The 22220-nt window shown below is 69.7% G+C and carries 20 protein-coding genes and 2 pseudogenes; 20 read left to right on the top strand and 2 right to left on the bottom strand.

Annotated features, from left to right (window positions below):
* The first annotated feature begins 3 nt into the window (after nucleotides 1-3).
* The 16 genes from KZC50_RS01460 to KZC50_RS01385 all read left to right on the top strand — a co-directional run bounded on the left by KZC50_RS01460 (nucleotide 4) and on the right by KZC50_RS01385 (nucleotide 16929).
* A complete protein-coding gene (locus KZC50_RS01460; protein ID WP_310890359.1) occupies nucleotides 4-993 on the top strand; it encodes a carbohydrate ABC transporter permease in 990 nt (329 codons plus the stop codon).
* Complete coding sequence (locus KZC50_RS01455) at nucleotides 990-1835, top strand: carbohydrate ABC transporter permease (RefSeq protein WP_310890358.1); 846 nt, start codon at nucleotides 990-992, stop codon at nucleotides 1833-1835. The genes KZC50_RS01460 and KZC50_RS01455 overlap by 4 nt, the downstream gene beginning before the upstream one ends.
* A 46-nt stretch (nucleotides 1836-1881) precedes the next feature.
* A complete protein-coding gene (locus KZC50_RS01450; protein ID WP_310890357.1) occupies nucleotides 1882-2907 on the top strand; it encodes an alcohol dehydrogenase catalytic domain-containing protein in 1026 nt (341 codons plus the stop codon).
* Nucleotide 2908: 1 nt separating this feature from the next.
* A complete protein-coding gene (locus KZC50_RS01445; protein ID WP_310890356.1) occupies nucleotides 2909-4378 on the top strand; it encodes an FGGY-family carbohydrate kinase in 1470 nt (489 codons plus the stop codon).
* The gene (locus KZC50_RS01440) at nucleotides 4375-5682 is read left to right on the top strand and encodes a M20/M25/M40 family metallo-hydrolase (RefSeq protein ID WP_310890355.1); all 1308 of its coding nucleotides are present in this window, start codon (nucleotides 4375-4377) and stop codon (nucleotides 5680-5682) included. The genes KZC50_RS01445 and KZC50_RS01440 overlap by 4 nt, the downstream gene beginning before the upstream one ends.
* Before the next feature lie 25 nt (nucleotides 5683-5707).
* Nucleotides 5708-5962 carry a twin-arginine translocase TatA/TatE family subunit gene (gene tatA / locus KZC50_RS01435; RefSeq protein WP_310890354.1) on the top strand — a complete coding sequence of 85 codons (255 nt, stop codon included), beginning with the start codon at nucleotides 5708-5710 and terminating at the stop codon, nucleotides 5960-5962.
* Between the two features lie 56 nt (nucleotides 5963-6018).
* Nucleotides 6019-6759, top strand: a complete 741-nt coding sequence (gene tatC, locus KZC50_RS01430; RefSeq protein ID WP_310890353.1) for a twin-arginine translocase subunit TatC — start codon at nucleotides 6019-6021, stop codon at nucleotides 6757-6759.
* A 3-nt stretch (nucleotides 6760-6762) separates the two neighbouring features.
* A complete protein-coding gene (locus tag KZC50_RS01425; RefSeq protein WP_310890352.1) occupies nucleotides 6763-7209 on the top strand; it encodes a twin-arginine translocase TatA/TatE family subunit in 447 nt (148 codons plus the stop codon).
* Nucleotides 7210-7539: 330 nt separating this feature from the next.
* Complete coding sequence (locus tag KZC50_RS01420) at nucleotides 7540-8613, top strand: LacI family DNA-binding transcriptional regulator (protein WP_310890351.1); 1074 nt, start codon at nucleotides 7540-7542, stop codon at nucleotides 8611-8613.
* Nucleotides 8613-9344 carry a 3-oxoacyl-ACP reductase FabG gene (fabG, locus tag KZC50_RS01415; protein WP_310890350.1) on the top strand — a complete coding sequence of 244 codons (732 nt, stop codon included), beginning with the start codon at nucleotides 8613-8615 and terminating at the stop codon, nucleotides 9342-9344. Before KZC50_RS01420 ends, fabG begins: the two co-directional genes overlap by 1 nt.
* The gene (locus KZC50_RS01410; RefSeq protein WP_310890349.1) at nucleotides 9341-10822 is read left to right on the top strand and encodes a CoA-transferase; all 1482 of its coding nucleotides are present in this window, start codon (nucleotides 9341-9343) and stop codon (nucleotides 10820-10822) included. Before fabG ends, KZC50_RS01410 begins: the two co-directional genes overlap by 4 nt.
* Nucleotides 10819-12000, top strand: a complete 1182-nt coding sequence (locus KZC50_RS01405) for a thiolase family protein (protein ID WP_310890348.1) — start codon at nucleotides 10819-10821, stop codon at nucleotides 11998-12000. The genes KZC50_RS01410 and KZC50_RS01405 overlap by 4 nt, the downstream gene beginning before the upstream one ends.
* The gene (locus KZC50_RS01400; RefSeq protein ID WP_310890347.1) at nucleotides 11997-13289 is read left to right on the top strand and encodes an enolase C-terminal domain-like protein; all 1293 of its coding nucleotides are present in this window, start codon (nucleotides 11997-11999) and stop codon (nucleotides 13287-13289) included. Before KZC50_RS01405 ends, KZC50_RS01400 begins: the two co-directional genes overlap by 4 nt.
* A complete protein-coding gene (locus KZC50_RS01395) occupies nucleotides 13279-14472 on the top strand; it encodes a fumarylacetoacetate hydrolase family protein (protein WP_310890346.1) in 1194 nt (397 codons plus the stop codon). The genes KZC50_RS01400 and KZC50_RS01395 overlap by 11 nt, the downstream gene beginning before the upstream one ends.
* Complete coding sequence (locus KZC50_RS01390) at nucleotides 14469-15887, top strand: aldehyde dehydrogenase (NADP(+)) (RefSeq protein WP_310890345.1); 1419 nt, start codon at nucleotides 14469-14471, stop codon at nucleotides 15885-15887. The genes KZC50_RS01395 and KZC50_RS01390 overlap by 4 nt, the downstream gene beginning before the upstream one ends.
* Before the next feature lie 46 nt (nucleotides 15888-15933).
* On the top strand, nucleotides 15934-16929 hold the full coding sequence (locus tag KZC50_RS01385) for a glycerate kinase (RefSeq protein ID WP_310890344.1): 996 nt from the start codon (nucleotides 15934-15936) through the stop codon (nucleotides 16927-16929).
* Here the strand turns inward: KZC50_RS01385 and KZC50_RS01380 are convergent.
* Nucleotides 16926-18152, bottom strand: coding sequence for an MFS transporter (locus tag KZC50_RS01380; protein ID WP_310890343.1), 1227 nt, complete (start codon nucleotides 18150-18152; stop codon nucleotides 16926-16928). The genes KZC50_RS01385 and KZC50_RS01380 overlap by 4 nt on opposite strands.
* A gap of 450 nt (nucleotides 18153-18602) precedes the next feature.
* Nucleotides 18603-19638: pseudogene (locus KZC50_RS01375) on the bottom strand (IS1380 family transposase); the annotation flags it as partial.
* Nucleotides 19639-19678: 40 nt separating this feature from the next.
* Between KZC50_RS01375 and KZC50_RS01370 the strand changes: the two are divergent.
* The 4 genes and pseudogenes from KZC50_RS01370 to KZC50_RS01355 all read left to right on the top strand — a co-directional run.
* Nucleotides 19679-20119: pseudogene (locus KZC50_RS01370) on the top strand (universal stress protein); the annotation flags it as partial.
* Nucleotides 20120-20253: 134 nt separating this feature from the next.
* On the top strand, nucleotides 20254-20490 hold the full coding sequence (locus KZC50_RS01365; protein WP_310890342.1) for a hypothetical protein: 237 nt from the start codon (nucleotides 20254-20256) through the stop codon (nucleotides 20488-20490).
* 60 nt (nucleotides 20491-20550) lie between these two features.
* Nucleotides 20551-20694 (top strand): hypothetical protein, encoded by a 144-nt coding sequence (locus KZC50_RS01360; RefSeq protein ID WP_310890341.1) that lies wholly within the window; start codon nucleotides 20551-20553, stop codon nucleotides 20692-20694.
* A gap of 35 nt (nucleotides 20695-20729) precedes the next feature.
* Nucleotides 20730-22100, top strand: coding sequence for an O-antigen ligase family protein (locus KZC50_RS01355; protein WP_310890340.1), 1371 nt, complete (start codon nucleotides 20730-20732; stop codon nucleotides 22098-22100).
* Nucleotides 22101-22220 lie beyond the last annotated feature (120 nt).

Genomic DNA, 22220 nt, shown 5'->3' with positions numbered 1-22220 from the left:
CGCATGACTCTCTCGACAACCACTGTTATCCAACAGAAGTCCCGTCGCGCCGGAGGGGCGGCGAGCAAAGCTCGTCGCTCCTCCCGGCGGCAGCCGGACATCCAGCCCGATGAGGTGCCACTGCGCAAGCATCCGCTACGGGTCTTCATCATCGTCGCCATCTCATTCATGGTGATCATCACGCAGGTGCCGTTCCTGATCACGATCTGGTACAGCCTGCAGCGATGGAACCTCACGCAGCCGGGCAACCGCGCCTTCGTCGGTTTCGAGAACTACGCGACGGTGTTCACCATCGGCTCCTTCGGGCCTGCCATCGTCAACTCCGTCGTGATCACGCTGGTCGCGCTGGCCATCGTGCTCATCGGCGGTCTCGCCCTGGCCGCTATGGTCAACGGCAAATTCCCCTCGCGCGGCGCCGCGCGGACGCTGCTGTTCATCCCCTTCCTCGTCCCGGCCGCGGCCTCGGCGCTGATGTGGAAGAACTCGATGCTGCACCCGACGTTCGGCCTCATCAACGGCATCCTGGGCTTCTTCGGGGTGGCGCCGATCGACTGGACCAGTCAGCAGCCGCTCCTGTCTGTCATCGTCGTCTCGGCGTGGCAGTGGGTCCCCTTCGCGATGGTCATCCTCCTGGCGGGCCTGCAGAGCCAGGACGAGTCCGTGCTCGAGGCGGCGCGCCTGGACGGTGCCAACCGCGGTCAGGTCTTCCGCTACATCACGCTTCCGCACTTGCGCCCCTACATCGAGATCGCCGGCCTGCTCAGCGCGATCTTCATCTCGCAGCTGATCGACCCGATCGTGCTGATGACTCAGGGCGGACCCGGCAACGCGACGACCACGATCCCCTATCTCCTGTACAACACCGCGTTCCGTGGATTCGACGTGGGGCTGTCGTCGGCGATGGGTGTGCTCATCGTGATCGTGACGATCCCGATCGCCCTCGTCGTCCTTCGATTGTTCACACGATCCTTCCAGTCCGGAGGTGGCCGATGACCGCTCTGACATCCGCCCGCCGCAGCGGCAGGCACCCGCTGCGAACGACCCTGCACGTCGTGGCCGTCTGGGTCGTCGTGCTCGTGGTAACGGCCCCGTTCCTGTGGACCGTGCTCAACAGCTTCAAGACCGAGCAGGACGCGGTGCAGTCCCCGCCCGCGCTGTTCTTCGTGCCGACGCTGCAGAACTACGCCGACGTGATTCAGGATGACTTCGCGGGGTACCTCACGAACTCGGTGGTGATCACGCTGATCACCACCATCGCGACGATCGCGATTTCGTTCCCGCTGGCGTTCGCCCTCGCCGTCAAGCCCATCCGCGGATGGCGCGACGTGCTGTTCTTCCTTCTCTCGACGCGGCTCATGCCCATCGGCGGCATCGTGGTGCCGCTGTACATCGTGGCGCTCACGCTCGGGCTGCTGGACACGCACGTGCTGCTGATCGTGCTGTACACCGGGATGAACGTGCCGATCGCGGTGTGGCTGCTGCGGGCGTATCTGCTGGAGATCTCGCCGTCGGTCCTCGAGGCTGCGCGCATCGACGGAGCCGGAACGGGCACCGAGATGTTCCGCATCGCGCTGCCGATGGTCGCCCCGAGCCTGGCGGCCACCGCCGCGCTGGTGGCGATCTTCGCGTGGAACGAATTCTTCCTCGCCGTCAGCCTCACCTCGGTGGACGCGGGAACCCTCCCCGTCTACCTCTCCGGCTTCCAGTCCAACCGCGGTCTCTTCCTGGCGAAGCTGTCCGCGATCAGCGTCCTGGCATCCGTCCCCACGATCATCATCGGCTGGATGGCTCAGCGGCGACTCATCCACGGATTCGAACTCGGCACCGATCGCTGATCAGGCGACGGCAGCAAACCCAAGAGAGGCAAGAATGCTCCAGACCGTGCTCCCCCAACCCCTCGAGCTCGAACTGAAGGAGGTTGGCGTGCCGTCCCCCGCGTCCGGCGAGCTCGTCGTCCGCGTGCGCGCCGTGACCCTGTGCGGGTCGGATGTGCGCGTCTGGAAGGGCGAGAAGACCGGAGGCGTGGCCTGGCCCGCTACCATCGGCCACGAACTCGCCGGCGAGATCGCCGCCGTCGGCGACGGCGTGACCGGCTACGCCGCGGGCGACCGCGTGTCGCTGGCTCCGTGGTTCACCTGCGGTGTGTGCGAGTACTGCCTGACCGGTGAGACCAACCTGTGCGACAACATGGAGGTCTTCGGTTACGGCATCTCCGGCGCGCTCGCCGAGTACACGGTGATTCCCGCCCTGGGCGTGGCCAACGGACAGGTCGTGAAGACCACCGACGCCCTGGCCCCCGAGATCAGCGCGCTCGCCGAGCCTCTGGCCTGCGTCTACCACGGCCACTCACGCTCGCGCATCCAAGACGGCTCGACCGTGCTCATCGTCGGCGGCGGCCCGATCGGCCTGCTGCACCTGGAGCTGGCGGTGCTGGCCGGAGCGGGCACGATCATCGTCTCCGAGCCGAGCGCCTCGCGCCGCGAGTTCGCCCGTCGCCATGGCGCGCACGTGACGGTCGACCCGATCAACGAGTCGCTGGCCGAGGCGGTGGCCGCGGCCACCGGCGGCATCGGCGTGGACTCGACGATCATCTGCATCGGTCACGGCGGCCTCGTCGCCGAGGCGATCGAGGTTACGCGCAAGGGCGGTCTGGTCAACCTGTTCGCCGGCTTCGGGGGCGATGGCACCGGCACCATCCCGCTGAACACGATTCACTACCGCCAGCAGGACGTGATCGGCAACTCCGGCGCGACCCTGGAGGACTACCGATACGCCGTGGAGCTCATCGAGTCGGGCCGGATCGACCTCAGCGATTACATCACCGACCGCTTCCCGCTCAACGAGCTGGACGCGGCGCTCGATCGCGCGATCTCCGGAGACGCCATCAAGGTCGCGGTGATCTGCTGACATGGCCGCCAACGCTCAGGCGCCGCTGATCCTCGGGATCGATATCGGCACGTCCGGCACCAGGGTCGCCCTCGCGACCGCGAACGGTCGGCCGCTGCGCGACGCCTCGGCGACCCACGGCACCGCCCACCCCGCTCCGGGGCAGTCTGAACACGACGCGGACACGACCTGGTGGGAGCCGATCACGCGGCTTGTGCGCGAGGTCGTGGGCGATGCGGCGGACCGGGTGGTGTCGGTGAGCGTGAGCGGCCTCGGGCCGTGCGTCCTCGTCGTCGACGAGGACGCACGGCCGCTGCGGCCGGCAATCCTATACGGAGTCGACACGCGCAGCACTCGGCAGATCGAGACGATGCGCGCCGAGCTCGCACACGACGCGGTGCGCCGCGACCGCCTCACGACACAGTCGGTGGGCCCCAAGCTGCTGTGGATCCAGGAGCACGAGCCCGAGATCTGGGAGCGGGTGCGCCGGGTGTTCACCGCGCACAACTACATCGCCCACCGACTCGGCGGCGGCTACGTCCTGGACCGCGTGTCGGCGAGCTGGTGGGATCCGCTGGCCGAACCGGACGGATCGGCCTGGCGCACCAAGGACGTGCGGCGATGGATGCCCGACCTCGAGCTTCCGGCGATCGTCGAGCCCGACGCGCTGATCGGCCGGATCAGCGCGGCAGCCGCCGAGGCCACCGGCCTGCGCATCGGCACGGCCATCCACGCCGGGACCACCGACTACGCCGCGCACGTGATCGGCAGCGGCGTCAGCCGGCCGGGGGAGTGCCTGGTCGTCTTCGGGACCACCCTGTCGGTCAACCTCATCACCGACGCCGCGGTGATCGGGGCCGGCATCGGCAGCGCGCCCGGGGTGGTGGCCGGCACCTGGTACACCGGCGGGGTCACCGCCGCCGCGGGCGCACTCCTGACCTGGGTGACCGCGCTGACCGGCTCCTCCCACGCCGAGCTGACCGCCCTAGCCGATCGCGTCGGGCCCGGGAGCGATGGCGTCATCGTGCTCCCCTACTTCTCCGGCGAGCGCTCGCCCGTTGAGGACCCGCACCTGCGCGGTGCGGTCCTGGGCCTGGATCTCGCCCACTCCGCAGGCCATGTTTACCGCGCTGCGCTGGAGGCGGTGGCCTTCAGTCTCCGCCACATCCTCGACACGGTCGGACGGCGACCCGAGCGCATCGTCGCCGCCGGGGGCGGCTCGGCCAACCCGATCCTGATGCAGACCGTTGCAGACGTTACCGGCATCCCCGTCGTGATCGCCGACGACGGCAGTGCCGCGTACGGCTCCTGCGTGCTCGCGGGCGCCGCGGTGCGCGCGCCGTCCGGCGAGGGGGCCGTGCGCCGGCCCGACGATCGCGCCGCCGCGGTGCTGGCGGAGTGCTACCGCACTTATCTCGACGCCGCAGGCGCCATGGCCCCGATCTCGCATCACATCACCGCGCTGAGCGCCCACCGGGCGGGGCGCGCATGAGCGCCGCACCGGGGCCCGCGGCCGAGGCGGTCCAGATCGCCGCCGACCTCATCCGATTCGACACCAGCAACTACGGTGACGGGCGCGGCCCCGGCGAGCGCGCCGCCGCGGGGCACGTGGCCGCGCTGCTGCGCGAGGTGGGTATCGAGCCCGTGCTCTTCGAGTCGGCGCCCGGGCGCACCAGCGTCGTCGCGCACTGGGGTGACCGCACCTCGAACCGGGGCGGTCTGCTTCTGCACGGCCACCTCGACGTCGTCCCGGCCGAAGCCGCCGACTGGCGGTTCGATCCGTTCGGCGGGGTGATCGACGACGGCTTCCTGTACGGTCGCGGCGCCGTCGACATGAAGGACTTCCTCGGGATGATGCTGTCCGTCGTGCGCGACCGCGCACGCACGGGACGGATCCCCGACCGGCCGATCACCCTCGCCTTCACCGCCGACGAGGAGGCCGGCGGGAAGTTCGGCGCGCACTGGCTCGTCGACGAGCATTCCTCACTGTTCGACGGCTGCACGGAGGCCGTCGGCGAGATCGGCGGGTTCTCCACGTTCGTCGCGGACCGCCGGCTCTACCTGATCGAGTCGGGGGAGAAGGGCATCGCCTGGGTGCACTTCGAGAGCGAGGGAACCGCCGGTCACGGGTCGATGCGGCAGCCCGACAACGCCGTCGAGCACCTGGTCAAGGCGCTCGGTCGCGTCGCGGCCACCCGCTGGCCTGCCGATCCGGGGCCCACCATGCAGGCGCTGCTGCACACCGTCCGTGAGCTCAGCGGCGTCGACAATGACGACCCCGATGTGATCCTCGCGGAGACCGGTCCCACGGCCCGCATGCTCTCGGCCGCTATCCGCAACAACACGAACGTCACGATGCTCGACGCCGGGTACAAGCACAACGTTGTGCCCGGGTCGGCGGCGGCTGCGGTGGACGGGCGGTTCCTCCCCGGTCAGCAGGAGCAGTTCCTCGAGGAGCTGGATCGGCTGGCCGGAGAAGAGGCCACGGTTACGGTGCGCCGTACCTTCATTGATCGAGCGGTCGAGTATCCCTTCGAGGGACGGGCTGTGGACGCGATGCGCGAGGCGCTGCGCATCCACGACCCCGAAGCCGCCGTCGCCCCCTACCTGGTCTCCGGCGGCTCCGACGCGAAAGCCTGGGACCGCCTGGGAATCCGCTGCTACGGCTTCGTGCCGCTCCCGTCCCCGCCCTCCGAGGACTTCACGGCGTTGTTCCACGGGGTCGACGAACGGGTGTCGGTCGCCGCTCTCGAAGCCGGGAGTCTCATCTTCGACACCTTCCTCGATCTGTGCTGATCGACCCAACGAAAGGAAAGAGAACATGTTCGCAAACATGACCGGATGGCACCTGCTCATCGTTCTGGCCGTGATCCTCCTGCTGTTCGGTGCGTCCCGTCTGCCCGCCCTGGCGAAGTCCATGGGGCAGTCCGCGAAGCTTTTCAAGCGCGAGATCCGGAGCGATGAGGACGTCGTCATCGTCGACAGTGCGGCCGGCGATGAGTCCGCGACTAAGCGGGCCGCAGAGCCGTCCGTGGGCGAGTCCGTCATCCGACCCGCCGGACACCTCGGCGACTAATACTCACCACCTCGGAAAGAACGGATATGGCAACGTCGCCGCGCGCGCGGGCAAAGATGCCTCTCTCGCACCACGTACGCGAGCTCCGCCGCCGCGGTACCGTCGCGGCGGCATCGGTCCTCGTGGCCGCCGTGGTGGCGTTCGTCTTCTCGGACGCGATCATCGGCGTGCTCTCGGCACCCCTGAACGACCTGGCCGAACGTCAGGAGGCGATCGTCTCGCTCAACTTCGACAGCGTCACAGCGGCCTTCGACATGCGCATGCGCATCGCCCTGGCTGTGGGACTGATCGCGTCGATGCCCGTCTGGGTCTCGCAGCTGTTTCTGTTCGTCTGGCCCGGTCTGCGTGGCCGCGAACGCCGGTACGGACTGTGGTTCACCGCGGTGTCGATCCCGTTGTTCGTGGCAGGGATGGCCGTGGGGCTGTCGATCGCGCCGCACGCCGTCGAGCTAATGGCAGGCTTCGTGCCCGGCGGATCTGCCCAGCTGCTCACCGCCGCGACCTACTTCGACTTCTACCTCAAGCTGCTACTGGCGGTGGGAGTGGCGTTCCTGCTGCCGGTGCTACTGGTGCTACTGAACGTCCTGGGGGTGGTGACCGGCCGCAGCATCCTGCGCGGGTGGCGCGTTGCGATCGTGGTGATCACCGTGTTCGCGGCGCTCGCCACGCCGGCCGCGGACATCGTGTCGATGCTGATGCTGGGCGGCATCCTCGTGCTGTTGTTCCTGGGGGCGGCCGGTCTCTCGATCCTGTTCGACCGGCGGGCGTCGCGACGCGCCGTCCTCTTAGAGGGGTGAGCCATGTTCTTCGGTCTGACCATCGAGAAAGTCATTTTGATCGCCGTCGTGGGTGGTCTGCTGATCGGTCCGGAGCGGCTTCCGGGCCTGGCCGCACAGCTGGCGGCCCTGGTCAAACGCGTTCGCGAGTTCGGCCAGAGCGCCCAGGGGCGCTTGAAGGAGCAGATGGGGGAGGAGTTCGACGAGGTCGACTGGAAGCGCCTCGACCCTCGCCAGTATGATCCCCGCCGCATCATCCGCGACGCACTAATCGAACCCGTCCTCACTCCCGGCGGCAAGACACCGTCGGAGGCTGCGCTGGCCGCGGCACGGCGCCCCGCAGCCCCCGCCGCTGCCGTCTCGCCGGCTGGGGCGTACGACACCGAGAACGGGCGACCGTCCTCGGTGGATGCTCCGGCCGCCCCTGGTTCGGCGACCGCGCCCCTTCCGCGTCCGGACCAGAGCTCGTGACCGCGCCCGTCCGCGCTCCCGCAGCGGGGAGCCTCCTAGACACAGAAGCCGGCGGCCTGATCGTACTCGAGCGGACCCGCCGCTCCGCTCGAAGGGAAGAGTTCGTGACAACTGGGGGTTCCGCGCTGAGGATACCCGTGTCGCTGTCGTCGGCCGTCGTGGACAGATTCTCCGTCGAAGCCGCGGTTCATGCCCTGCAGGTGGCGAACGTAGCGTGATGATGCAGAGCGGGACCTGGAACCGCGGACGAGGATCGCGCGGGTGGCGTATCCGCAATGGCGCAGTGCTTAACGTTGCTGAACTCCGACTCGCGTTTCTAGCGTTCCCAACATGACCTCCGCCACAACGCCGGACACCGACACGGGGAGCCCCGTCGCGGGTCGTCGTGTCGTCGTGTCGGCAAGGGAAGTGGCGCGCGAGGCTGGGGTGAGCACGGCCACCGTGTCGTATGTCTTCAACGCCCGCGGGGGAGTCTCTCAAGCCACCCGCGATCACGTACGCGCGGTGGCCGAGCGACTTGGCTACGACCGACCGGTGCCCGCACGCGAGCGGCGCAGCCTCGACGTGCTCGGGCTCGCCCTCTCCAACGTCGCCAACCCGTTCTACCCAGAGCTGTCGGTCGCCTTCTGCGCAGCCGCCGCCAGGCGCGGATTCGGCGTCTTCCTCGCGCACACCGGGGACGACGACGACTCCGCCTCGAGGACCATCCGCTCGATGATCGAGCGGGGCGTCGACGGTATCGCAATCGCGGTGGCACGTTCCGACAGTGCGAAGGCCGTGCGCGACATGCGGCGCGCGCGGCTACCGTTCGTGCAGATCTCGCGCGCCTACACCGGCATCAGCTCGGACTTCGTCGGCATCGACGATCTCGCCGCCGCCCGTCAGATCGCCGCGCATGCTCTCGGTCATCGTCGTGGGCCGATCGCGACAGTAGTGGGTCCGCACACCTCCAGTGCGTCTGCTGATCGAGAGAGCGGCTTTGTAGCCGAGGCTCGTGCGGCAGGCACGGATCTGCCGGCGGAATACCGCGTCAGCGTCCCGCTGACGCTCGAAGGCGGACGCGCCGCTGCGGCGCACTTGCTCGCCCTGCCAGTCCCGCCGAAGTTCGTCCTCTGCGGCAGCGACGTGCTGGCGCTCGGAGTGATGACGCATGCGCAGTCGCGAGGGCTTGATGTGCCGAGAGACATCGCGGTCACCGGATTCGACGGCATCGAAGTGTGCGCCACCGAAATGATCCGACTTACCGGCGTCGTTCAGCCGCACGTCGATATGGCGCGTAGCGCCGTCGACCTCCTGATCGACAGGATCTCGGGTCGTCGCAGCGCGTTGAGCTGTGTGCGCATCCCCCATGCGCTGAGCATCGGACGGACATGTGGATGTCCCAGAGAGGAACGAGAGCACTGATGACTGACGTGGAGCAAAAGACAGCGCTGGTGACAGGCGCCGGACGTGGGATCGGGCGTGGGATCTGCGAGACGCTCGCGAAGAAGGGCTACCGGATTCTGGCGGCCGATGTAGACCTGGATGCGGCGACCACCACGGCCGCTGTCCTTGGTGAAGGACACCGGGCGCTAGAGCTGAACGTCTCAGACAGCGCGTCAGTGGACCGCGCCTTCGAGGAAGCCGTCGCACGCTTCGGTCACATCGACGTCGTGGTCAACAACGCCGGCATCAACCGGGACGCGATGGCCCACAAGATGACCGACGAGCAATGGCAGATCGTGCTGGACGTGGACCTGAGCGGCGTGTTCTACGTCAGCCGCGCCGCCGCGCGTCACATGCGCGAGCGCAAGAGCGGTCGCCTGGTGAACATCTCCTCCGCCTCGTGGGAGGGCAACGTCGGCCAAGCTAACTACGCCGCCGCCAAGGCCGGCGTGCTGGGCCTGACCTTCACCCTCGCTCGGGAGCTGGCCCGCGCCGGCGTGACCGTCAACGCCATCTGCCCCGGCTTCATCGACACCGAGATGACCCGCGGCATCCCGGCCGACATCCACCAGGCGCAGCTGGACAAGATCCCGATGGGTCGCACCGGCGCACCCAGTGACGTTGGCGCCGCCGTGGCGTTCTTCGCCAGCGACGACGCCAGCTATATCACCGGTCAGGTGCTCGAGGTGGGCGGCGGGTACCGCATATGACCCCCCGCGAGGTCACCGCCCGCGACGCCGCCGGCCTCATCGCTGACGGCGCCACGGTGGGCCTGGACGGCTTCACCATGATGGGCGTCGCCGACGAGATCTACGCCGCCATCGCCGACTCCTACGTCGAGACCGGATCGCCGCGGGCGCTCACCGTCGTCCACCCGGCCGGACAGTCCAACCGTGAGCACGGCCTGGAGCGCTTCGCAGTCCCCGGTCTGCTCGCCCGCATCGTCGGACCGCACTGGGGACTCGCGCCCGGTCTCGGCGCCTTGATTAACGACGACGGCGTCGAGGGGGTGTGCCTGCCGCAGGGGCAGCTCTCTGGGTTGCTGCGCGCCATCGCCGCCGGACGCCCTGGGAACCTCAGCAAGGTGGGTCTGGGCACGTTCGTGGATCCGCGCATCGAGGGAGGTCGCGTCAACGCCTCCGCTCGCGCGAGTATCGACGCGAGCCAATACGTGCAGCTGCTGGAGATCAATGGGGCTCCGACGCTGCTGTACTGCTCGTTCCCCCTCGACGTCGCGGTGCTGCGGGGATCGCGGATGGACGCATCGGGCAACCTTGCGCAGGAGGATGAGGCCGCCGGCCTGGACGCTCTCTCGCTCGCGCAGGCCGCGCGCAACTCGGGAGGCATCGTCATCGCCCAGGTGCGTGATCGGGTCGCCGACGGACAGATCGCCCCACGTGACGTCACGGTGCCCGCCAACCTCATCGACTACGTCGTCCAGGTCTCCGACGCGGACCGCTACCAGCGGCCGACCGACTCGCCGGACCTGAAGGCCGAGCTGGTCGGCGGAGTCATCTCGGACGAGGCGCTCACCGCGGTGTTCGCCACCCGGGCCGTCGCCGAGGACCGCATGAAGATCGGTCGCCGGGGCGCCGCGCTGGTGCGGCCGGGCGACGTGGTCAACGTCGGCACCGGGATCCCCGGCGACACCATCGGCGTCGCACTGGCCGAGACGTCGATGCTGACGCAAGTGACCATGTCCATCGAGTCCGGTGTCTACGGCGGCGTACCGCTGGGCGGCACCGATTTCGGGGCGGCGTTGCATCCCCAGGCCATCGTCGGGCACGCCGCACAGTTCGATTTCTACACTGGCGGCGGCGTAGATATCGCCTTCATGGGCGCCGGCCAGGTGAGCATGAGCGGCGACGTGAACGTCTCCAAGCTTGGCGGCCGGTTGATCGGATGCGGCGGGTTCATCGACATCCTCAGCGGAGCGCGCCGGATCTGCTTCCTGATGTCGTCGCGCGGACGTCACCGCAAGTTCGTCGACGCCGTGGATCACCTCACCTTCAACGGCCAGGCCGCCCTCGCCGACGGCAAAGAGGTGTTCCTTGCCACCGAGGACTATCTGCTGGGCCTCACTTCGGACGGATGGCGGGTAATCGCCGCCGAGAGCGACGAGGACACTGCCGCCGCCCTCCGTTCCATCGGACTCGACAACCGCACACCAGAGGGAGCAGCATCATGACCGACGCGATCGTCCTCGTTGACGGGGCACGCACCCCGGTCGGCAGCTTCGGAGGCGCCTTCGCCTCCGTGCCCGCCCACACCCTCGGAGCGCTCGCGGTGAGCGCGGCTGTCGGGCGAGCCGGCGTCGACATCTCCGAGGTCGACGAGTTCGTCCTTGGCTGCGTTGGCCAGGTCGGCCCCGACGCCTTCATTGCCCGGCGGGTCGCCCTCGCGGCGGGTGCGGCCGAATCCTCGACCGCGTTCGCCGTCAACCGGCTCTGCGGCTCCGGCCTGCAGGCGATCGCCACCGCGGCGGACGAGCTGAACCGCGGCGACTCCGACATCGTGGTGGCCGGCGGAGTGGAGAACATGACCCGCCAGCCGTTCCTGGACTACGCGGCGCGCGACGGCTACCGACTCGGCCACCGCCAGCAGATCGACGGGACCCTGTCGCTGGTCACCGATCCGTGGGGGGACTACCCCATGGGGCGCACGGCCGAGAACGTCGCCGAACGGTACGGCATCTCGCGGGCGGAGCAGGATGCCTTTGCCGCGGAGAGTCAGCGCAAGGCCCGCGCCGCGATGGAGTCGGGCGCCGTCGCCGGAGAGATCGTGCCGGTCGAGGTCGCCCAGCGGCGCCAGACGGCGACCGTCGACACCGACGAGCACCCGCGCGAGACCAACCTGGAGGCGCTCTCGCGGCTGCGGGCCGCGTTCTCCGAGCAGGGTACCGTCACGGCCGGCAACTCGTCGGGCATCAACGACGGTGCCGCCGCGATCGTGATGATGCGCGCCTCCACGGCTGCGGAGCGCGGCCTGTCCGTGCTCGGCGAGCTCGTCGCCTTCTCGAAGGTGGGCCTGGCGCCCGAGGTCATGGGGTACGCGCCGGTCGCGGCGATCGCCCGCGTCCTGGAACGTGCCGGACTGGGGGTCTCCGACATCGACTGGGTCGAGCTGAACGAGGCGTTCGCGGCCCAGGCCGTCGCGGTGCAGCGCGACGCCGGCCTGATCGCCGATCGCGTGAACCCGCTCGGCGGCGCAATCGCGTGGGGCCACCCCGTCGGCGCGACCGGCTCGATCCTCGCTCTGCGGGCGCTGCACGGTCTGCGCCGCACCGGCGGCGAGCATGCGATGGTGTCGATGTGCATCGGCGGCGGTCAGGGCGTCGCGGCCGTGTTCCGCCGGAGCCAGGCATGACCCGGGTCGTCGGATTCGACACCGTCGACATCCGCTTCCCCACCTCGGAAGCCCTCGACGGCTCCGACGCGATGAACCCCGACCCGGATTACTCCGCGGCCTATCTCGTGCTGCGCGCGGATGCCGCCGACGGCATCGAGGGACACGCGTTCGTGTTCACGATCGGCCGGGGCAACGACCTGCAGACCGCGGCGGTGGACCTGGTCGCCCAGCAGCTCGTCGGGCGCGAGTTGGAGCCGCTCCTGGAGCGGATGGGCGACACGTGGCGTGAACTCGTCGGCGACTCGCAGCTGCGCTGGCTGGGGCCGGAGAAGGGTGTCATCCACATGGCCATCGGCGCGGTCGTCAACGCGCTGTGGGACATCAAGGCCAAGCGGGCCGGGATGCCGCTGTGGCAGCTCCTGTCGCGGATGACGCCGCAGGAGCTGGTCGAGCTGGTGGACTTCCGCTACCTGGGTGACGCGCTCACCCCCGATGATGCATTCGAGATCCTCGAGCGCGCCGCGCCCGGGCGGGCCGAGCGCGAAGCGAGCCTGCTGGACGAGGGCTTTCCCGCGTACACGACCTCTCCGGGCTGGCTCGGCTACAGCGATGAGAAGCTCGAGCGTCTGTGCCGCGAGGCGCTGGACGAGGGATTCGAGCTGATCAAGCTCAAGGTCGGCGCCAGCCTGGCGGACGACCGGCGCCGGCTGGGCATCGCCCGTGCGGTGTGCGGGCCGGACTTCCCGATCGCGATCGACGCGAATCAGCGCTGGGAAGCGCAGGAGGCGATCGACTGGGTCGGTGCGCTGGCCGAATTCGATCCGTACTGGATCGAGGAGCCGACGTTCCCCGACGACGTGGTCGCCCACGCGCGGATCGCCCGCGGCATCGCTCCGATCCGGGTGGCGACGGGCGAGCATTCCCCGAACCGCATGAATTTCAAACAGCTGCTCCAGCTGGATGCTATCTCGGTGATGCAGATCGACTCCACGCGCGTCGCCGGTGTCAACGAGAACGTGGCGAACCTGCTTCTGGCTGCGAAGTTCGGTGTTCCGGTGTGCCCACACGCCGGCGGTGTGGGGCTGTGCGAGGCCGTGCAGCACCTGTCGATGTTTGACTTCGTCGCCGTCGCGGCCACGCGCGAGGACCGCCGGATCGAGTTCGTCGACCATCTGCACGAGCACTTCGCCGACCCGGTGCGCATCCGCGACGGCCGCTATCTGGCCCCGACGCTGCCCGGCGCGGGGATGCAGATGCGCGCGGCTTCCCGTGACGCCTACCGCTGGCGCTCCGACGATGCGCGCTGACGGCACCGATGCGGGGGTGCTGCCCCGGGATGCCGGTGCGGCCCGCCTCGTCGGACGCATATGGGATCCGCAGATCGCCGGCCCTCGCGTGGTCGCCGTGTGCGGCGACGGCGTCGTGGACCTGTCGGCCGAGACGCGCACCGCGTCGGAGCTGATGGAGCGCGAGGACGCGATCGCGGTGATCGATGCCGTCGCTGCGCACCCGCCGCGGTGGTCGCTGGCCGAGCTTGCCGGCGCCGCGCATCGTGAGGACGTGGCGCACCTGCTCGCCCCGATCGACCTCCAAGTGGTCAAGGCGTGCGGTGTGACGTTCGTGGACAGCATGATCGAGCGCGTCATCGAGGAGCGCGTCGGCGGTGATCCGGAGCGGGCGGGGGCGGTGCGCACGCGGGTGCTCGATGCCCTCGGCGGCACGCTGGCCAGCGTGCGCCCCGGTTCGCCGGAGGCGGCCCGCGCGAAGGACGTGCTGCGGGAGCAGGGACTGTGGTCGCAGTACCTCGAGGTGGGCATCGGGCCCGACCCGGAGGTGTTCACCAAGGCCCCTGTGCTTTCGTCCGTGGGCTATGGCGCCCATGTCGGCGTGCCGCGGGCCTCCTCGTGGAACAACCCCGAGCCCGAGCTGGTGCTCGTGGTCGCCTCGACCGGGCGGATCGTCGGTGCGACCCTCGGCAACGACGTCAACCTCCGCGACGTGGAGGGGCGCTCGGCTTTGCTGCTGGGGAAGGCCAAGGACAACAACGCCTCCAGTGCCATCGGGCCGTTCGTGCGGATGCTCGACGACGGGTTCGCGCTGGACGCGCTGCGGGATGCGGAGATCACTCTGCGCATCGACGGCGAGGACGGCTTCGCGCTGCAGGCCGCCAGCCCCTTGAGCCGCATCAGCCGGACGTTCGAGGAGCTCGTGGCGGCCACTGTCGGAGCGCACCACCAGTACCCCGACGGCTTCGCGCTGTACACCGGCACGATGTTCGCCCCCACCACCGACCGCGACGAGCCCGGTGCCGGATTCACCCACCACCCGGGCGACGTAGTCGAGATCTCCAGCCCCCGCCTCGGCACCCTGCGCACCACCGTGGGCATCGCCGAGGAGCTTCCCCCGTGGACATTCGGACTGACCCGGATGCTGCGCCACCTGGACGCGCAGCGCACGCCCCTCCTCACCCCCTTAGGAGCAGACGCATGACCGTCCTCACCCCCACCTCGGACGCCGAGGTAATCGACGTGGTCAGCCGAGCCGCCGAGGCGTTCCCGGTCTGGTCCCGCCTGGAGCGCGAGCAGCGGGCGGTCGTGCTGGAGGACATCGCCGCCGAGCTGGAGGGCGCCCGCGACGAGCTCGTGCGCATCGCCGGCGAGGAGACCCACCTGGCGGAGGGCAGACTCAACGGCGAGCTGACGCGCACGACGTTCCAGCTGCGGCTGTTCGGCGAGGTGCTGCGCGATGGCGGATATCTTGGCGTGCGGCTCGACCCGGCCGATCCCGAGTGGCCCATGGGTGCGCCGCGGCCCGACCTGCGTCGTACGGCGCGACCGCTCGGACCGGTCGTCGTCTACGCGGCGAGCAACTTCCCCTTCGCCTTCAGCGTGGCCGGCGGCGACACCGCCTCGGCGCTCGCGGCCGGGTGCACCGTCGTCGTCAAGGCCCACACCGGGCATCCGGCCCTCTCCGCGCTGACCGGCGACCTGGTCCGTCGCGTGATCGCGAGCCACGGGCTCCCGGGCGGGGTGTTCTCGGTGGTGTTCGGCACGCAGGCCGGCGTGGCGGTGCTGCAGGACGCCCGCATCAAGGCGGGAGCCTTCACCGGGTCGATCGCCGGCGGTCGGGCCCTGTTCGACATCGCCGTCTCGAGACCCGAGCCCATCCCGTTCTACGGGGAGCTGGGCAGCGTGAACCCGGTGTTCGTCACCGCCGCCGCTGCCGAAGCCCGCGCCGAGTCGATCGCCGCCGGCTTCATCGGCTCGATGACCGGTTCGGCGGGTCAGCTGTGCACCAAACCCGGCGTGCTGGTCGTGCCGGAGGACTCCGCGATCCGCGGGATGCTCGCCGCGGCTGACCTCGGGCCGGCGCAGCCGCTGCTGAACCCGCGGATCCAGAGTGGCTACGTGGCGGCGGTCCAGACGCTGCGGGCCCATCCCGGCGTCGAGGTGCTCGCTGGCTCCGCCGACGCCCTCGCCGACCCGCCGGCGCCCTCGCTGCACGGCACCGACATCGACTCCGTGCTGGCGGACTCGGAGCGGCTGATGGCCGAGTCGTTCGGTCCGAGCGCGCTCGTGGTGACCTATCGCGACCGCGCGCAGCTGCTGGAGCTCGCACGCGTCATGGACGGCCAGCTGACGGCGACGATCATCGGCGAGGCGGATGAGGAGGACCTCGAGCCCCTCGTGGAGTCCCTGGCGTCCCGCGCGGGGCGGGTGCTGTGGAATCAGTGGCCCACGGGCGTGTCGGTGACCTTCGCACAGCAGCACGGCGGACCGTACCCCGCGACCACTGCGGCGGGCACGACCTCGGTGGGCACCTCGGCCATCGAGCGGTTCGTGCGCCCCGTGGCCTATCAGGGCTTCCCGGCGCACCTCCTGCCGGCGGAGCTGCGCGATGCGTGAGGGGATGGCGCCGGCAGCCGCAGCAGGCGAAGGGCGCCCTCGTCGCGTGGTGATCGCCCCGGACTCGTTCAAGGGCACCATCGACGCGGGCCCCGCGGCCGAGGCGCTCCGGGACGGCTGGCTGAACGAGCGTACCGGCGACGAGGTGATCGTGTGCCCGCAGGCCGACGGCGGCGAGGGCACCCTCACGGCGATCGGGCGCTGCGTGCCCGGAGCGATCGTGCACGTCGTCGAGGGCGTCACCGGCCCCGACGGGACGCCGCGCCGCGGCGAGTGGCTGGAGCTGCCGGGCGGGGTGGGCGTGGTGGAGATGGCGCAGATGAGCGGCCTGCCGCTGATGGGCGAACTCGATCCGATGGGGGCCACCTCTCGCGGTCTCGGCGAGGTGATGGCGGCGGCGCTGGATAGCGGCATCCGTCGACTGATCGTCGGGATCGGCGGTTCCGCGTCCACCGACGCCGGACTTCCCGTGCGCGACGCGCTCGGATCGCGCCGCCCGCCGGTCGACGGCGCAGTCGTGCTGACCGACGTGACGGCACCGCTGCTGGGACCGCACGGCGCCGCCGCGGTGTTCGCGCCGCAGAAGGGCGCCGATGCGGCACAGGTCGCCCTGCTGGAGGAGCGCCTCGCCGACGCCGCGGCCCTGCTCGGCGGCGACCCGGGCGAACCGGGTACCGGCGCGGCCGGCGGGGTGGGGTTCGCCCTGCACCGCTGGGGTGCCGTCCTGACCGGCGGTGCCGCGCATGTCGCTGCGCTCACGGGGCTGACCGACCTCGTCGTGGAGGCCGATCTCGTGATCACCGGCGAGGGGCGGTACGACAGCCAGTCGCTGGGCGGCAAGGTGGTCGGCCATGTGATCGAGCTGGGTCGGGCGTCGGGCACGCCCGTCGCCGTGGTGGCCGGTGCCGCGGGCGCCGAGCCGGCGGGGTGGTACGCCACCCTCACGGATCTCGCCGGATCGGGCGAGGCCGCGATGGCTGACCCCGCCCGCTGGCTGGGCGTGGCCGGCCGGGGTGCGGCACGCGCGCTCGCCGCGGACTAGTCTCCGCGGACCGGGCGACGGTCGCCGCGGTCTTCGACGGTGGTGGGGCGTCCGAGCACGATCCCGGCGGGGATTACGGCGACGAGGATGACGGCGAGGAAGAGCAGCGGCACCACCCACCCGTCGGACAGCTCGTGCAGCGCGCCGAAGCCGAAGGTCATTGCCGCAGCGGTCGCATAGCCGCATCCCTGCACGAAGATGCTCAGCCCCTCCGCCCCGGCCGCGGTGCGCGCCCTCATGCTCATCAACGTCAGCGCCAGCGGGAACATCACCCCGGCGAGGGCCCACAGCAGCACCCACAGGACGGGCGAGAACGCCGGCGCCAGGAGGATGCCCGCCAGACCTGCGCCGCCGGTCATGGCCGCCAGGAGGCACATCAGCCGGACCGCCGCGGGCCGCCGGGCCAGGGCGGGTGCGAGCAGCGAGAGCGGCAGCCCGATCGCTGCGTACAGGGCCAGGAGTCCCGCCGCGGCATCGGCATCCACTCCGGCCGTCTCGGCCAGCACCGTCGGCAGCCAGGTGAAGGCGGTGTAGGCGAAGATCGCCGCCACGGTGAAGATCGTCAGCAGCGCCCACGCCACCGGGTGACGCCACATCCGCAGCGCGGCGGCGGTGACCCCGCGGGTGGATCGTGCGCCGCCGCGCGTGCGGCTCTGCACGGCCAGCACCGCCCACGGCACGATCGCCAACGCGGCGAAGACGGCCCAGATCGCCAGCGAGAACCGCCATCCCAGCTGCGCGGCGAGCGGTCCGCCCACCAGCGGCGGTGCCAGGGTCGCGCACGCCATCACTGTCGTGTACGTGGCCGTCGCCGCGGCGATGCGGTTCGGGAAGTACTCCTTGACTAGGGGCGGCAGAGCGATGTTGCTGATCCCGACCGCCACGAACAGTCCGATCGTCGCCACCAGCAGGCCGACGCTGTCGGTGACGAAGCCGCGCGCCACCAGGCTCGCCGTCGCGAGGACCATCGCGCCGACCACGAGCCGCTCCGGACGCACGTGGTTGCTCATCACCGTCGAGAACAGCCCGGCCAGCGCGAAGCACGCCGGCGGGATGGCCGCGAGCACCGCGAGGAACGTGTTGGAGAGGGCGAAGTCCTCGCGGATGAGCTCGACCAGGGGCGAGACGGCGGCCACGCCGCTGCGCATCGTCACGGCCAGGAGCACGACGCCGGAGATCGCCAGTGCCCGTCGGTCGAAGAGGGCAACGAGGCGATGGGGCACGGGCCGATGCTAGGTGCGCGCGACGGCGCGCTTGAATCGAGTTGTCGGGGTGGTCACCGGGGATGCGCCGGCGCGTACGTACGAGTTCCAGACGCCGTCGACATTCGTGTCCAATCACCGTGCGCCAGGTCTCCTCCGTCGTCTTCAGTGGCTCCGCGCCGATCGAGACGCCGGGTGTTGTTGAGCAGCCCGGTGACCGGCCCCAGCTCGGCGGGCCGTTGCGGCGCACGCCCGCCCCACGTGCGCCGCCGATCGCGCGGTCACGGTGACCGCGGCCGTCGGTGGTGGCCGACTCGGTTACCGGTGGGGTGGGGTTGTCGCGCGTCAGACTTGGGTGGGCCGGGTCGGTGTGATCGGCGTGTGGTGAAGTGTCGAGGGCAGGGCTGAGCTCCGGGCGTCGCGTCCCGGTCGTCCACTGGCTCCTCGGTCGTGCCGCGGTAGCGGCGGTGGTCAGGGGGTCGCGGCGGGTGGGGGCGCGTGCGTGATCGTGAACAGTCGGTGGAAGGCGTTCTGTCAGGGCCAGGCCTCGGGCAGGTGCAGCGTGATCCGGCGTGCGGAGCGCGTCAGCCGTGCCGGGACGTGGATGAGGGTGCGGCGGATCGTCGCGGTCGTCGCTCTGGCAAGGCGTCCCGCGTGGTCGGCGATCACGCCGACGGTGCGGGTGAGGTTGAACGCGATGACGGCGAGGACGAGCCAGGCGCTGTTCGCGGCGAATGCCCCTGACGGCAGGTGCGCGAGCGGGCCGTTCTTGAGATCGGCGTGGACTTGCTCGATGATCGCGTGACCGCGGTGGGTCTTGTCCGCGGCGACGGTGTCCATGTCGTCCTTGTCGGTAGTGGCGAAGAACGCGTGGTGCCGAAAGGTGTCGAACAGCGTCGGCGCGTCGATGTTCTTCGGGTTGAGGTCGGGGATGCGCCGGACGATCAACCTGCCGGCGATCTGCTCGGACTTCTTCCTGGACCGGAACGCGGTGAACGGGATCTCTGCGACTTCCGCTTTGGAGATCCATTGCCCGGTGGTCTCGTCGCGGATCGCGTCGGTGTATTCGATTGTGGTCCACGCATCCTCGGTGATCGTGGTGATCGCGGCCTTCACGGCGGGGTCCATCCGGACGGTGACCGACACGTCTGCGCCCGGAGTCCGCGCGCAGCAACGGGCGCTCCCCGGCGCGGGCGCGGCGCAGGGTCGCGAGGGCATCGCCGACGATCCTCGCCGCGCCCTTCGGGGAGCCAGTCCTCCCCTGCCGCAGCCGCTGGCTGAGGATCACCGGAGCGGACGCGCTCGTGGAGGCCGTGGCGAGGAGGGCATTCAGTCCGCGGACTCCGGAGTATCCGAACCCGGCGCCCCGCTTCTGATACCCGTGGACCTCGATGATGGTGTCGTCCAGATCGACCATCACCCGCTCACCAACGCGGGTCTGCAGGAGCGGAGCCTGAGAGGTCAGGCCCTGCAGGACCCGGGAGGCGACGGCGTCGAGCTGGCGGACCGACCTCGCCCGGGAGGGACGCTCCGGTGTCGTCGTCGGAGTCGACGGCTCCGACGTCTCCCACCGCGCCCTCGCGTTCGCCGCCGACGAGGCCACGCGCCTAGGTGAACCGCTGACGGTGGTGTCGACCTGGTTGCCGGTTCCTGCCTCCCTTGACGTCAACCTGGCCTACGACCCGATGCCCTATGACCTCCAGGCTCCGACCGAGGCCCTCGCGCAGACGCTCATCGACGAGGCGCGTACGCGCTATCCGAACCTCGAGGTGCGTCTCCACGTCGTCGAGGGAGACGCCGCCACCGAGATCACCGCCGCTTCGACCTCCGCGCTGCTGACGGTGGTCGGCACGCACGGCCGCAGCGGCCTCGCCCGCCTCTTCCTCGGCTCGACCAGCACCGCAGTCCTCGAGAACGCGACAGCAGTCACCGTCGCGGTCCGCTGGCATCGCCCTCTCCGGCGATCGAAACCATCTCGAGCAGTTTAAGGTCATGGCTACGGTCTCGCCCGGCCGTCGTCGTCTCCGTACGCGCGCGCGGCGGAGGGACGCTCCGGTGTCGTCGTCGGAGTCGACGGCTCCGACGTCTTCCACCGCGCCCTCCCATTCGCCGCCGCGAGGCGATGCGTCTTGGTGAACCGCTGACGGCCGTGTCGACGTGGGTGCCGGCGCCGACCTCCATGGACGTGAATCTCGCGTACGTCCCGATGCCCTACGGCCTGCAGGCTCCGACCAAGGCCCACGCGCAGACCACCGTCGATGAGGTCCACGCGCGCCACCCTGACCCCGACGTACGCACGCTGGTCAACCAAGGAGACGCCGCCGGGCGTGAGGAACGAACTGGTGACAGGTCAACTTGACACTGATTCGTTCCTCACGCCCCTGGTCAGCGCCTAGGGTTCCGCGTTGGAGGATCGAACGTGTCGTTCTTCGTCGACGGTGAGCTGCGCGTTTCCGATGTCGACGAAAAGGCGTCCTTCACGGCCGGCGAATATGTCGGACTCGGCTCGGCAGGCTCCTGCCTGGACGCGGTGATCGACAACGTCGTCATCCGTCCCGTGTGATCGATCCGAAACAGGCGGCTGGTAGCCTCCCGTACATGGCAGATGCGCGTGTGCGGGAGGCCACCGCGCCCCGTCTGATCGTCGGAACAATCGTCGTCGCGTTCGTTCTCGCGTTCTCCCGGTGGGGCACGAACATCGGGATCAGTCCGCTGTTCATCAGCGACGCGCTTATCGCCCTGTCGGTAGTGCACCTATGGGTCAGCCGCGGTTTTAGGGGCCCGCTCAGCACGGACTCGCGAGCGCGCGGTGTGACGCCGCTGTTCGTTGTGTTCTTCGCCTTCATCGGCACCCGCGTCCTGCTTTCCCTCGGACAGGCCAATATGTTGGACTGGCTCAGAGACTCCATCCCATTCCTGTACGCGATCCTCGCGTTTCTCGCCGCATATGGGCTGCGAACTTCGACATCGGTCACACGCGCCGCGACTGCAAGGGTCCTTCGCTGGGCGCTCACCATCCACCTTCTCTGGGTCGCTTGCGTTGCGCTCACAGACAACAGCGGCGGATTCGACGTACTCGGCCCGCTTTCCGCAGCCCCGGTCCTCCAAGTGCGTCCCGACATCGACGTCGCGATCATCGGCGTCGCGGCGGGAGCATGCTTCCGGCAGGTGCTTCTCGGTCGCCGCCGGTTCTGGAACCTTGCAGGAATGACGCTCGCCCTGCTAGTGGTCTTCACCACGACCGGAACCCGCGCTGGGCAGATCTCGCTCGTGATCTGCCTCGCCGCGGCATTCGCCTTCACCTACGCCGCTTCCCGCCAAGCTCAGGGCCGCCGCCTGGCAATGGCGTTCTTGGTGCCAGCGCTACTGGCGGCGACGCTCATCGTTCTCCCAACCACCTCCGCCGGTGAGCGCCTAATTGCGACTGTCGCTCCCCAGCTAAGTGCAAACACCGACGGCCAGCTCAACGCGCAAGGAACGCAGCGTGCTCGCGAGATGACGTGGGACATGGTCATCACGTGGACTAACGAGCAGCCGGCCCGGGCACTCTTCGGTTCCGGGTTTGGCAATGACTTCCTGCAGGAGTCTGGCACGAAAGCGTTCCTCGAGGGCACGACGTACACGAATGTGAGAAGCCCCCACAACTGGTTTGTCGGGATCTACGCCCGACTAGGGATCATCGGACTCGCTCTCGCGGTGCTTTGGGTCGGCCAGCTCATGCTTATCATGTGGCAGACGCGACAGAAGGTGGGAGCAGACGACCTCCTCGCCGTGGCCTCGCTCACCGTACTCGCCATCATCCCTGTCGCGACGCTAGGCGTGGTCCTCGAAGCCCCGTTCGGAGCCATCCCGTTCTTCTGGGCGGCGGGTCTAATCATGGCGTCCCGAGCCAGGCTGGACTCGCTCAGTTCGAAATTGCCAGTCACGCGGTCTCGTCTTACGAGGCGCGCGGCCGCCCGAATCACCTAGCCTGTAAGCCGTCACAGGGCCCAACCACCTCTCTAAGTGTGGGTAGTCTTTCGGATCGTGACTGATTCTGGGGGTCGCGGTCCGGCGGTGCGCCGACGCGCTGAGTATGTCGATCGCGCG

This window comes from Microbacterium aurantiacum, from assembly GCF_031625015.1.
Lineage (GTDB): Bacteria > Actinomycetota > Actinomycetes > Actinomycetales > Microbacteriaceae > Microbacterium > Microbacterium aurantiacum.
This window is presented reverse-complemented; position numbering and strand designations above follow the sequence as displayed.